Origin of the sequence: Pseudomonas sp. WJP1, assembly GCF_028471945.1 — a bacterium.
GTDB lineage: Bacteria > Pseudomonadota > Gammaproteobacteria > Pseudomonadales > Pseudomonadaceae > Aquipseudomonas.
Genome location: NZ_CP110128.1, coordinates 5727474 through 5740576 on the forward strand (window position 1 = coordinate 5727474; position 13103 = coordinate 5740576).

At 61.5% G+C, this 13103-nt stretch carries 9 protein-coding genes and 1 pseudogene; 5 read left to right on the forward strand and 5 right to left on the reverse strand.

Annotated features, from left to right (window positions below; all coding sequences use genetic code 11):
* Window positions 1-8: 8 nt before the first annotated feature.
* Both OH720_RS25735 and OH720_RS25740 read left to right on the forward strand, forming a co-directional pair.
* Entirely contained in the window at window positions 9-2045 is a 2037-nt protein-coding gene (locus OH720_RS25735; RefSeq protein WP_272603371.1) for a sensor histidine kinase, read from the forward strand.
* Between the two features lie 2 nt (window positions 2046-2047).
* Window positions 2048-2629 (forward strand): cob(I)yrinic acid a,c-diamide adenosyltransferase, encoded by a 582-nt coding sequence (locus OH720_RS25740; protein ID WP_272603372.1) that lies wholly within the window; start codon window positions 2048-2050, stop codon window positions 2627-2629.
* A gap of 133 nt (window positions 2630-2762) precedes the next feature.
* On the opposite strand, the gene OH720_RS25745 is transcribed toward OH720_RS25740, so the two are convergent.
* The 4 genes from OH720_RS25745 to secA form a co-directional block, all read right to left on the reverse strand.
* On the reverse strand, window positions 2763-3707 hold the full coding sequence (locus OH720_RS25745; protein ID WP_272603373.1) for a Nudix family hydrolase: 945 nt from the start codon (window positions 3705-3707) through the stop codon (window positions 2763-2765).
* Window positions 3704-4336: a glutathione S-transferase family protein gene (locus OH720_RS25750; protein ID WP_272603374.1), complete on the reverse strand. Its 633-nt coding sequence runs from the start codon at window positions 4334-4336 to the stop codon at window positions 3704-3706. The genes OH720_RS25745 and OH720_RS25750 overlap by 4 nt, the downstream gene beginning before the upstream one ends.
* A gap of 144 nt (window positions 4337-4480) precedes the next feature.
* On the reverse strand, window positions 4481-5698 hold the full coding sequence (gene argJ / locus OH720_RS25755; protein ID WP_008065491.1) for a bifunctional glutamate N-acetyltransferase/amino-acid acetyltransferase ArgJ: 1218 nt from the start codon (window positions 5696-5698) through the stop codon (window positions 4481-4483).
* 121 nt (window positions 5699-5819) lie between these two features.
* Window positions 5820-8555: a preprotein translocase subunit SecA gene (gene secA / locus OH720_RS25760; protein WP_272603375.1), complete on the reverse strand. Its 2736-nt coding sequence runs from the start codon at window positions 8553-8555 to the stop codon at window positions 5820-5822.
* A 307-nt stretch (window positions 8556-8862) separates the two neighbouring features.
* Here secA and OH720_RS25765 point away from each other — a divergent pair, with 307 nt between their 5' ends.
* Window positions 8863-9318, forward strand: a complete 456-nt coding sequence (locus OH720_RS25765; protein ID WP_180205193.1) for a DUF721 domain-containing protein — start codon at window positions 8863-8865, stop codon at window positions 9316-9318.
* Window positions 9319-9443: 125 nt separating this feature from the next.
* Here the strand turns inward: OH720_RS25765 and OH720_RS25770 are convergent, their stop codons facing one another.
* Window positions 9444-10931 carry a helicase HerA-like domain-containing protein gene (locus tag OH720_RS25770; protein WP_272603376.1) on the reverse strand — a complete coding sequence of 496 codons (1488 nt, stop codon included), beginning with the start codon at window positions 10929-10931 and terminating at the stop codon, window positions 9444-9446.
* Window positions 10932-11264: 333 nt separating this feature from the next.
* Here OH720_RS25770 and OH720_RS31930 point away from each other — a divergent pair.
* Both OH720_RS31930 and OH720_RS31935 read left to right on the forward strand, forming a co-directional pair.
* Window positions 11265-12104 (forward strand): annotated as a pseudogene (locus OH720_RS31930) (cache domain-containing protein); the annotation flags it as partial.
* A gap of 141 nt (window positions 12105-12245) precedes the next feature.
* Window positions 12246-13010, forward strand: a complete 765-nt coding sequence (locus OH720_RS31935) for a methyl-accepting chemotaxis protein (RefSeq protein ID WP_401313163.1) — start codon at window positions 12246-12248, stop codon at window positions 13008-13010.
* Window positions 13011-13103 lie beyond the last annotated feature (93 nt).

Consider the following 13103-nt stretch of genomic DNA (forward strand, 5'->3'; position numbering starts at 1 on the left):
TAAACCTGATGCCATTGCGCCAGCGTCTTGAAAACCTCCCTGTCGGCCAGAAACTGCTGGCCGCCCTGTTGGTGCTGTTGACCACTGTACTGCTGGTTGCCAACCTGACCTTCATCAGCGCCGCCTACTACATCTCCCAGGAAAGCATGGCGCCTCAGGCCCTGCAGACCATCGGCCGACTGATCTCCAACCCGAGCCTGGTGGCCGAGGCGCTGCAGTCGCCGCAAAGCGCCCAACGCTTGCTCGATGAGCTCGACAGTTATTCACCGCTACGCGCTGCGGCTCTGTATGACGGCAAGGGCGAGCGCCTGGCGCAGTTGCAACATGGTGATCACCTGAGCCTGCCCAAGCGCTACCGGCGAATCGAATCCTGGCAAGTCACCGAATTTCGCAGCAACCAGGTCATCACCCTGCCCCGCCCCGGCACCGCCCCCGGCCACCTGCTGCTGGTGGCCAGCAGCGAGCTGCCCATGGCGTTCTATACCGGGACCCTGACCGCGAGCCTCGGGATCCTGATTTTCAGCGTGTTGCTGTGGCTGGTCATCGCACGACAGATCAAACGCCTGATCACCCGGCCAATTCATCAGCTGGAGGAACTGTCCCGGCAGGTGACCCGGGAGGAGAACTATGCCCTGCGCGCCTCCCGGGGCAATCACGATGAAATCGGCAGCCTGGCCGAAGCGTTCAACACCATGCTCTCGCGGATCGAGGCCCGGGAGCAGCAACTCAAGCGCGCCCGTGACGACTCCCAGGCCGCGTACGCCCAGGCCCAGGGCCTGGCCGAAGAAACCCGCCACACCAATCGCAAGCTGGAACTCGAAGTCCAGGTGCGGAGCAAGATCGAGAAAAAACTCACGGGTTTTCAGAATTACCTCAACAGCATCATCGACTCCATGCCATCGGCGCTGATCGCCCTCGACGAGCAGCTTTACGTGACGCAGTGGAACCAGGAAGCCAGCGCCCTTTCCGGCACGCGCCTGGACGAAGCCCTGAACCAGCCGATCTTCCTCGCCTTCGAACCGCTCAAGCCCTTTCTGCCGCAGCTCAAGCAAACCGTCGAGCAGCACACGGTGGCCAAGATCGAGCGCGTGACCTGGGTCAAGGACGATGAACCCCGCCACTATGCCCTGACCTTCTATCCGCTGATGGGCGGCGCCGGGCGTGGCGTGGTGATCCGCATCGACGACATCACCCAGCGCCTGTCCCTTGAAGAAATGATGGTGCAGTCGGAGAAAATGCTTTCTGTCGGTGGCCTCGCCGCGGGCATGGCCCACGAAATCAACAACCCGCTCGGCGCGATCCTGCACAACGTGCAGAATATCCGCCGTCGGCTGTCCCCCGAACTGCCGAAGAACCTGGAGCAGGCCGAGCAGATCGGCATCGAGCTGTCGACCGTCAACCAATACCTGCAGGCGCGCGAAGTGCCACAGCTGCTCGACGGCATCCAGCAGGCCGGCGCCCGGGCGGCGAAGATCGTCACGCACATGCTCAGTTTCAGTCGTCGCAGCACCCGCCAGATGGCCCCGTGTGATCTGCCTGCGCTGATCGACCAGGCGGTGGAAATCGCCGGAAACGACTTCGACCTGGCGATCGGTTTCGACTTCAAGGGCCAGGCGATCATTCGCCAGTTCGACCCGGCCCTGGGGCCGGTACCCGGCACCGCCAACGAGCTGGAACAGGTGCTGCTCAACCTGCTGAAAAACGCCGCGCAAGCCATTCACCAGCGCGAAGACGACAGCGAACCAGGGCGGATAATTCTGCGTACCAGACTGAATCCGCCGTGGGCGGAGATTCAGGTCGAAGACAACGGCATCGGCATGAGCGAAAGCGTGCGCAAGCGTACCTTCGAACCGTTTTTCACCACCAAGGAAATCGGCCAGGGCACCGGTCTTGGCCTGTCGGTCTCGTACTTCATCATTACCAACAACCACAAAGGTCAGATGGAAGTGCAATCGACCCTCGGCCAAGGCACTTGCTTCACCCTGCGCCTGCCATTGGCGAGCACCCCGCTCGTCTCCCAAGAACTCAACCAGCTATCGAGGTAACCATGGGCTTTCGCCTGTCGAAGATTTACACACGTACCGGCGACAAGGGCGAAACCGGCCTGGGCGACGGTCGCCGTGTGCCCAAGGACCACCCACGGATCGAGGCTATTGGCGAGGTCGATGCGTTGAACAGTCAGGTCGGCGTGTTACTGGCTGGACTGGAGGCAGAAAGTGCCCGGTATTCAGGTTTGAATGAGGTGATCGAGGTCTTGGCACCTTGCCAGCACAGGTTGTTTGACCTGGGCGGCGAACTGGCGATGCCGGAGTATCAGGCGTTGAACGCCGCAGAGATTGAACGCCTGGAAGCGGCAATCGATGTGTGGAATGAAGAGCTGGGGCCGCTGGAGAATTTCATACTGCCGGGCGGTTCGGCGTTGATTGCCCAGGCCCATGTCTGCCGTAGCCTGGCCCGCAGTGCGGAGCGCCGCTGCCAGCATTTGAATGCGGTGGAGCCGCTGGCCGGGGTGGGGTTGGCTTATATCAATCGGTTGTCGGATTTGTTGTTTGTGGTGGCAAGGTTGATTGCCCGGCGCCAAGGGATTGCCGAGATTCTTTGGCAGCCGGCGGCGAAACCAGAAGTCTAGTCGGCGCCTGTCAGGCCCTCATCGCGGGCAAGCCCGCTCCCACAGTGATCGCGTCGAGCGCAACGCTTGTGTACGCCACTGAACCTGTGGGAGCGGGCTTGCCCGCGATGAGGTCAGACGCATCACCGCGCAATCATGCCTCAGGCCAAAACGCCCGAATCCCTGCCACACCTTGAGCACCCGCCGCCCAAGCTTTCTGAACCTCTGCCGGCCCCACGCCACCGAGCAAAAACACCGGCCTGCTGAACCCCTCGATCAAGGTCGAAGCCTGCTCCCAACCCAGCGGCTCAGCCCCCGGATGTGTCAGGGTCGGCTGCACGGGCGACAAGGTCACGAAGTCCACGCCCATCTCCTCTGCCAGCGCCAACTCCTCGGCGTTATGGCAGGACGCCGCCAACCAGCGCGATGCTGGCAACGGCCGACCGGCAGCCGCGTATTTGCGCAATTGTGCCGAGGTGATGTGCCAACCGGCGGAGGGGAAGTCCCCCAGCCACTCGAACGGTCCCTTGATCATCAACTGCGCCTTGCCGGCACACAGGCCCACTGCATCCACTGCCAGATCGCGGTACTTGGGGTCGTAACCGTTTGGCGCGCGCAACTGGATCAGCTTGATACCGCCCGCAATGGCTTTCTGGATCCCTCGCAACAGGGCCGGGGTTTCCAGGTCTTCAGGCGTGATCAGGTACTGCTCGGGTAAGCGCGCGGCCGCCACGATTGGCCGGTTGGCCTCGGGGAACTCGTAACCCGACAGCTCACGCGCCGTCACCCAGGCCAATGGCTGACCTTCGGCGCCATGAGGCTCGCCGGTAAACGTCGAGACTTCCCAGACATCCAGCAACACCTGCTTGTCTGGGTAGTCGTGGCGGACCTTGATCAACGGGCGCGCCGCGCCGACCAAGATACCCAACTCTTCCTGCAGCTCACGGGCCAAGGCGCTTTCGACCGACTCGTCGACCTCGACCTTGCCACCGGGAAACTCCCAAAGACCGCCCTGGTGCTGAGTGTCGGCACGGCGGGCGATAAGGATCTTGCCACTGCTGTCACGGATGACGGCAGCCGCTACGTGTACTCGTTTCACCGCTCGATCTCCTCCAGGCCGGCCTTCTGCCAGGCCTTGAATGCAGGCCATTGGTAGAGGGTTTCAACATAGGCTTCGTCCGCTGCCGACAGCTTGACCTGATAGGTCCGCAGGCGCACGGCGATGGGTGCGAAAAACACATCGGCAAGGCTTATGCGACCGAACAGGTACGGGCCAGGCTCGGCCGCGACAGCGCGGCATTCAGCCCACAACGCCGACATGCGCTCGATGTCCGCCTGTACATCCGCCGGAAGTGGCGCCAGTGGCGCGTCATGGCTCAGGTCGAATGGCATGTTGCCGCGCATGGCGAAGAATCCGCTGTGCATCTGCGCGCACGCCGAACGGGCCTGGGCACGGGCAGCGGTGTCTTTGGGCCACAGGCCCGCTTCGGGGAACTGTTCCGCCAGGTACTCGGCAATCGCCAGGGAGTCGGCGATGGTGCCGTGCCCGGTCTTCAGCAGTGGGACTTTGCCGGTCGGCGAATGCTTGAGCAGACGCTCGCGGGTGTCCGGCTGGTTCAGCTTGATCAGTTCTTCGGTGTAGGAGGCGCCGGTCAGATCGAGGGCCAGGGCGCCGCGCAGGGACCAGGAGGAAAGCAGTTTGTCGCCGATGATCAGGTGGAGGCTCATGTTCGGGACCTTTTGATGTAGGGACAGCCAGTCTAGTAAATGACTGACAAACCGCCATCGCGAGCAGGCTCGCTCCCACAGTGGATTGATGTACTCAAATCAAAATGTGGGAGCGAGCCTGCTCGCGATGGGGTCGACTCGATCTTACGTACGGTACTCGGCGTTGATCTTCACGTATTCGTGGGACAGGTCGGTGGTCCAGATGGTTTCGCTGCAATCGCCGCGACCCAGCTCGATACGGATGGTGATTTCTTCCTGCTGCATCACCGCCGCGCCCTGGGCTTCGGTGTAGGTCGCAGCGCGGGCGCCACGGCTGGCGATGCACACTTCACCGAGGAACACATCGATCTTGCTCACGTCCAGGTTCGGTACGCCGGCACGACCGACAGCCGCGAGGATGCGGCCCCAGTTCGGGTCGGAAGCGAACAGTGCAGTCTTGATCAATGGCGAGTGGGCCACGGTGTAGCCGACGTCCAGGCACTCCTGGTGAGTGCCGCCGCCGTTGACTTCAACGGTAACGAATTTGGTTGCGCCTTCGCCATCACGCACGATCGCCTGGGCTACGTCCATGCACACTTCGAACACCGCTTGCTTGAGCTTGGCGAACAACTCGCCCTCGGCACGGGTAATTTCCGGCAGCGCCGCCTGACCGGTGGCGATCAGCATGCAGCAGTCGTTGGTCGAGGTGTCGCCGTCGATGGTGATACGGTTGAACGACTTGTTGGCGCCGTCCAGCATCAGGTTCTGCAGCACATCGCGGGCAACCTTGGCGTCGGTGGCGATATAACCCAACATGGTCGCCATGTTCGGGCGAATCATGCCCGCGCCTTTGCTGATACCAGTGACGGTGATGGTCACGCCATCGTGCTGGAACTGGCGGCTGGCACCCTTTGGCAGGGTATCGGTGGTCATGATGCCAGTGGCGGCAGCTTCCCAGTTGTTCTCCGACAGATCGTCGAGGGCGGCTTGCAGTGCGCCCTCGATTTTCTCGACTGGCAGTGGCTCGCCGATCACGCCGGTGGAGTACGGCAGCACCAGGCTGGCATCGACGCCGGTCAACTCCGCCAGCTTCGCGCAAGTACGCTCGGCCGCGGCCAGGCCCGGTTCACCGGTACCGGCGTTGGCATTGCCGGTATTGGTCAGCAGGTAACGCACCGGGCCTTGCACGCGTTGCTTGGCCAGGATCACCGGGGCGGCGCAAAAGGCGTTCAAGGTGAACACACCCGCCACCGTCGAGCCTTCGGCACAACGCATGACCACAACATCCTTGCGCCCCGGGCGCTTGATACCGGCCGAGGCGATACCGAGTTCAAAACCGGCAACCGGGTGCAACGTTGGCAAAGGACCAAGACCAACAGCCATGAATGCGCTCCTTTATAGATGATGTCTGCACCGCTTCAGCAAAAGCGATGGTAAAAATGGCAAAACGCCGCGACGGCAGAAGCCGGTCGCGGCGCGGGTATTTCAGCGTATGAAACGGGGGTTACTGGATCTGCCCGTGGCAATGCTTGAACTTCTTGCCCGAACCGCAGTAGCACAGTTCGTTACGGCCCAGCTTCTGCTCGTTGCGGACCGGGGCGGTGGCGAGGGCCACGTCGACCTCTTCACCCAACTGCTCCGGCTGCTCCAGGCCAGGGGCCTCTTCATGCAGGAACTGCATGCGCGCCGCCAGTGCCTCGGCTTCCTGGCGCAGGCGCGCCTCTTCCTCGGCCGGATCTTCGCGACGCACCTGAACGTGCGACAACACACGGATCGAGTCGCGCTTGATCGAATCCAGCAGCTCGGAGAACAGCGTGAACGACTCGCGCTTGTACTCTTGCTTCGGGTTCTTCTGCGCATAACCACGCAGGTGGATGCCGTGACGCAGGTGATCCATGGTCGACAGGTGGTCTTTCCACAGGTCATCCAGCACGCGCAGGACGATTTGCTTCTCGAAGGTGCGCAGCGCTTCGGCGCCCGCCTGGTCTTCTTTCTCGTTGTACGCGGCGATCAGCTCCTGCATCAGCTTCTCGCGCAGGGTTTCCTCGTACAGGTGATCGTCTTCGTCGAGCCACTGCTGGATCGGCAGCTTCACGCCGAAATCGCTTTCCAGCGCTGCTTCCAGACCCGCCACGTCCCACTGCTCTGGCAACGATTGTGGTGGAATGTGTGCGCTGACGGTCGCGTTGAGTACGTCCTGACGGAAGTCGGCGATGGTTTCACCAATGTTGTCAGCGGCCAGCAACGTGTTACGCATGTGATAGATCACTTTACGCTGTTCGTTGTTGACGTCGTCGAACTCGAGCAATTGCTTGCGAATATCGAAGTTGCGGCCTTCGACCTTACGCTGGGCCTTTTCGATGGCGTTGGTCACCATGCGGTGCTCGATCGCTTCGCCAGGCTGCATGCCCAGGGCCTTCATGAAGTTCTTCACCCGGTCAGAGGCGAAGATGCGCATCAGGCTGTCTTCCAGCGACAGGTAGAAACGGCTGGAACCGGCGTCGCCCTGGCGACCGGCACGACCACGCAACTGGTTGTCGATACGGCGCGATTCGTGACGCTCGGACGCGATCACCTGCAAACCGCCCGACTCGAGCACTTGCTGGTGACGCTTCTGCCAGTCGGCCTTGATCTGGGCAATCTGCTCAGGGGTCGGGTTTTCCAGCGAGGCCACTTCCACTTCCCAGTTGCCGCCCAACAGGATGTCGGTACCGCGACCGGCCATGTTGGTGGCGATGGTCAGTGCACCCGGGCGACCGGCCTGGGCAATGATCTCGGCTTCTTTTTCGTGGAACTTGGCGTTCAGGACCTTGTGCTCGATGCCTTCCTTGTTGAGCAGGTCGGACATGCGCTCGGAGGTTTCGATGGTCGCCGTACCCACCAGCACCGGACGGCCCGCGGCCATGCTTTCCTTGATGTCGGTGACGATTGCCGCGTATTTCTCGTCGGCGGTCAGGAACACCAGGTCGTTGTAGTCTTTACGGGCCAGCGGCTTGTTCGTCGGAATGACGATGACCTGCAGGCCATAGATCTGATGGAACTCGAACGCTTCGGTGTCGGCCGTACCGGTCATGCCGGACAGTTTGTTGTACAGACGGAAGTAGTTCTGGAAGGTGGTCGATGCCAGGGTCTGGCTTTCAGCCTGGATGTTCAGGTTTTCCTTGGCTTCGATGGCCTGGTGCAGGCCTTCGGACAAGCGACGACCCGGCATGGTACGACCGGTGTGTTCGTCGACCAGCACGACCTGACCGTCCTGCACGATGTATTCAACGTTGCGATGGAACAGCTTGTGTGCGCGCAGACCGGCATAAACGTGCGTCAGCAGGGCCAGGTTGTGTGCCGAGTACAGGCTCTCGCCTTCCGCCAGCAGGCCGAGACGGGTCAGCGCGTCTTCGACGAACTGGTGACCGGCTTCGTTGAGTTCAACCTGGCGGGTCTTCTCGTCGACGGTGTAGTGGCCAGCCTTGGTGACTTCGCCTTCGACTTCTTCGATGTGCAATTCCAGCTGCGGGATCAGTTTGTTGATCTCGATGTACAGCTTGGAGCTGTCCTCGGCCTGACCGGAAATGATCAGCGGCGTACGGGCTTCGTCGATGAGGATGGAGTCAACTTCGTCGATCACGGCAAAATTGAGTTCGCGCTGGAATTTTTCTTCCACGCTGAACGCCATGTTGTCGCGCAGGTAGTCGAAACCGAATTCGTTGTTGGTACCGTAGGTGATGTCGGCGGCATAGGCCAGGCGCTTCTCTTCCGGCGGCTGGAATGGCGTGACCACGCCGACCGTCAGGCCGAGGAATTCGTAGAGCGGGCGCATCCAGTTGGCGTCACGACGGGCCAGGTAGTCGTTCACCGTCACAACGTGCACGCCCTTGCCGGACAATGCGTTGAGGTAAACGCCCAGTGTGGCCACCAGGGTCTTGCCTTCACCGGTACGCATCTCGGCGATCTTGCCTTCATGCAAGGTCATGCCGCCGATCAGCTGGACATCGAAGTGGCGCATGCCCATGACGCGCTTGCCGGCTTCACGGGCGACCGCGAAGGCTTCCGGCAACAGCTTGTCGAGGGTTTCCCCTTTGGCGAAGCGGGCCTTGAACTCATCGGTCTTGGCACGCAATTGATCGTCCGAAAGGGCCACCATTTGCTCTTCGAAGGCATTGACGAATTGCACCGTCTTGAGCATGCGTTTGACTTCACGCTCGTTCTTGCTTCCAAAAAGTTTCTTTAACAAAGGCGCAAACATATCGGCAGGATCTTCCACACTAAAGGGATGGAGGGCGGCCCCGTGAGTCGCCCGAGCAGCCCTCATGGCCGCATGCGAACGAGCATTCTACCCGGAAACGGTGGTGAGGAAAGTGGCGTTATTCCACGATGCTGGCACAGCGTTGTAACGGGGCTCACTTAAAATAAGGGCAAATCGCTGAACTTCAAGCCATTCACGGCAGAAGTTACTTGTTGATTTAATGGGTAAAGCGCGCGCAAAGCAATGGGTCGGGCGCATCCGGTGCTTTCTGCTACCATGGCGGCTCTGTTACTTCAGGTGTCTGATCATGGCATTTCGCCCTCTTACGGCCAGAGCACCCGCCGTTCTGCTTCGCGAAGCCAAGCCGCTCAAGGCCATTCTCGGCCACGCTCAACGCCTGGGCCATTTGCAACGCTTGCTCGAAAGCCAGTTGCAGCCCGCCGCGCGCGCGCATTGCCACGTGGCGTCCTGGCGCGAAGGCAGTTTGTTGCTGATTGTCACCGACGGTCACTGGGCCACCCGCCTGCGCTACCAGCAAAAACGCCTGCAACGGCAACTGCAGATGTTCGACGAGTTCGCCAACCTCACGCGCATCCTGTTCAAGGTGCAACCGCCCACCGTCCAGCAAGGTGCGGCGGGGCATACCATGGATTTATCCAATGATGCGGCCGCGACCATTCAGGCCACGGCCGACGGGATCAGCGATCCGAATCTGCGGGCGGCGCTGGAGCGCCTGGCGGCGCACGCCAAATCCAAGGCCTGACGCCCCCGCACCCTTAGTAGGAGCGAGGCTTGCCCGCGAAGCTTTTGGCGTCCTTGAGGGCCTCTTCGCGGGCAAGTCGGATCGCCGCCCGCTCGCTCCTACAGAGATTGCATCCATTCGATTTTTTAGCGGCGTTTGCTGCCACCCAGCAATGACCCCATCAACCCGCGCACCAATTGCCGCCCCAGCTGATTCGCCGCCTGTCGCATCGCCGACTTCAGTGCCTGCCCCGCCGCCGTGCCGAGAAACTCTCCGGCCTGCTCGGTGAAGCTCGGCTCCTGCGCCGCCGGTTTCGCCGGCGCCGCCTCAGGTTCAGGGGCCAGCCCCTTGCGCCCCATCAGCACTTCATAGGCCGATTCGCGATCGATCGGTTTGTCATACCGCCCCTTGCACGGCGAACCGGCTATCAGCAGCGTGCGCTCCGTTTCGCTCAGCGGCCCGATGCGTGATTGCGGTGGAGCCACCAGCACGCGCTGGACCATTGCCGGTGTGCCCTTGTCCTGCAAGGTACCCACCAGCGCCTCGCCAATGCCCAGCTCGGTCAGCACCGACAGGGCGTCGAACGCCGGGTTCGGGCGAAAGCCATCGGCCACCGCCCGCAGGGATTTCTGCTCTTTGGCGGTGAACGCGCGCAAGCCGTGCTGGATGCGCAGGCCCAGCTGTGCCAGCACGTCGTCGGGCAAGTCGCCCGGCGACTGGGTGACGAAATACACCCCCACGCCTTTGGAGCGAATCAGCCGCACCACTTGCTCCAGTCGATCCTGCAGCGCCTTGGGGGTGCCGGCGAACAACAGATGCGCCTCGTCGAAAAACAGCGCCAGCAGCGGTTTTTCCGCATCGCCGCGTTCCGGCAGCTGCTCGAACAGCTCGGCCAGCAGCCACAACAGGAAGGTCGCGTAGACCTTCGGCGCTTCATGCACCAGACGACTGGCGTCGAGCAGGTGAATGCGTCCGCGGCCATCGGCGGTCGGTTGCAGAATGTCCTCCAGTTGCAGCGCCGGTTCGCCAAACAGCGCTTCCGCGCCCTGCTGCTCCAGGGTTGCCAGGCGCCGTAGCAGGGCCTGGCTGGAGCCGGTGGTCATCAGCGCCGCGTCATCACCCAGCAGTTCGGGGTTGTCCTTGAGGTGATTGAGCAGTGCCTTGAGATCCTTCAGATCCAGCAGCAACAGGCCTTCGCGGTCGGCTACCTTGAACGCGGCATACAGCGCTGACTGCTGGCTATCGGTCAATTCCAGCAGGCTGCCCAGGAGTAGCGGCCCCATTTCGCTCAACGTCGTGCGCAACGGATGACCGGACTGACCGTGAATGTCCCACAAGGTCACCGGATACGCCGCAGGCTTGTGGTTCAGCCATGGCATGCCGGCAATCCGCTCGGCGACCTTGCCCTGGGGGTTGCCGGCAGCGCCCAGGCCGCACAGGTCACCCTTGATGTCGGCGGCAAACACCGCCACCCCGGCATCGCTGAAGGCTTCGGCCATGCGCTGCAACGTGACGGTCTTGCCGGTCCCGGTAGCGCCCGCGATCAATCCGTGGCGGTTCGCCAGGCGCATGGCCTGGGCGATCGGCTGCCCCGCGAGATCGGCGCCGATAACAAGTTGCAATGAATCAGGCATTTGGTCACCCATGGTTAATCTTTGGTCCTACACGGCCGATAGAAATATCGACAAAGCAGACAGACACAAATTTGTCGGACATTTCCCTTAAGGAGCGTCGGAAATATCTCTTGCTTTCAACATTGCCCATCGTGCGTTCCTTTATAAAAGCACGCGCTGGGCATTAAGACCTTAGCGGAACCCCAAGCCATGAACAAAAATCTGCGTTTCAGCCATAAAATCCTGCTTGCCGCCGCCCTCATCGTCATTGCCACTTTCGCCTCATTCACCCTGTATAACGACTATTTACAGCGCAATGCCATCCGCGAAGACTTGGACAACTATCTGAACGAGATGGGCGACGTCACCGCCAACAACATCCAGACCTGGCTGAGCGGCCGTATCCTGCTGATTGAGAACCTTTCGCAAAACATTGCCATCAACCCGGAACAGGCCAACGTCGCCGCCCTGCTGGAACAGAAAGCCCTGACGTCGACGTTCATGGCGTCCTACCTGGGTGACGCCACCGGGCACTTCACCATTCGTCCGGATGCGAAGATGCCGGACGGTTTCGACCCACGGGTTCGCCCTTGGTACAAGGGAGCGCAAAACAGCAGCACGCCAACCCTGACCGAACCCTATGTCGATGCAGCGACCGGGCAAACCATTATTTCCCTGGCCATGGCCTCGACAAAAGCCGGGCAAGCCGTTGGCGTGGTGGGCGGCGACCTCAGCCTGCAAACCTTGATCGACACCCTCAGCGCCCGGGATTTCAACGGCATGGGCTATGCCTTCCTGGTCAGCGCCGACGGGAAGATCCTGGTCCACCCGGACAAAGCCCTGGTCATGAAGTCCCTGGGCGAGGCGTACCCGCAAAATACCCCGCGCATCAGCCACGACCTCAGTGAAATCGTGGTCGATGGCAAGACCCGCATCGTCACCTTTACCCCGATCAAAGGCCTGCCGTCGGTCAATTGGTACATCGGCCTCTCGGTGGACAAGGACAAAGCCTTCTCGATGCTCAGCGAGTTCCGCGCCTCGGCGTTGTTTGCCACGGTGATCGCCGTCGCCATCATCATCGCCCTGCTGGGCATGTTGATCCGCCTGCTGATTCAGCCGCTGCACGTCATGACCCGGGCCATGGCCGACATCGCCGACGGTGAAGGCGACCTGACCAAGCGCCTGGTGATCCAGAATAACGACGAGTTCGGCAACCTCGGCACCGCGTTCAACCGTTTTGTTGAGCGCATCCACGGTTCGATCCGCGAAGTGTCCTCGGCCACCGGCCAGGTCAACGAAGTGGCGTTGCGCGTGGTCGCCGCCTCGAACTCGTCGATGTACAACTCCGACCAGCAAGCGTCGCGCACCAACAGCGTGGCAGCGGCGATCAACCAGCTCGGTGCCGCCGCCCAGGAGATCGCCCGCAATGCCGCGCAAGCGTCGAGCCAGGCCAGCGATGCCCGCAACCTGGCCGAGGATGGCCAGCAAGTGGTGGATCGCAGCATTGCCGCCATGAATCAACTGTCGAACATGCTCAGCGCTTCGAGCAGCAACATCGAATCGCTCAACAGCAAAACCGTGAACATCGGGCAGATTCTTGAGGTGATTACCAGCATTTCCCAGCAAACCAACCTGCTGGCGCTCAACGCCGCCATTGAAGCGGCGCGGGCCGGTGAAGCCGGGCGTGGATTTGCCGTGGTGGCCGATGAAGTGCGCAACCTGGCGCATCGCACCCAGGAATCGGCGCAGCAGGTTCAGACCATGATCGAAGAATTGCAGGTTGGCGCCCGCGAGTCGGTCAGTACCATGAGCGACAGCCAGCGCCACAGCCAGGACAGCGTGGAAATCGCCAACCTGGCCGGCGAGCGCCTGAGCAGCGTGACGCAACGCATCGGCGAAATCGATGGCATGAACCAGTCGGTGGCAACCGCCACCGAGGAACAGACGGCGGTGGTCGAGTCGATCAACGTCGATATCACCGAAATCAATACCCTGAACCAGGAGGGTGTGGAAAACCTGCAATCGACGTTGCGCGCCTGTACGGACCTTGAGCAGCAGGCAGCACGACTGAAGCAACTGGTGGGCAGCTTCCGCATCTAGCGTTTGATTTGGACACTTCGCGGGCAGCGATCTGAAACGCCCGCGAAGACGATCACCCAGGCACCTCCCTCCAAACCCCAACCGAACATCTAT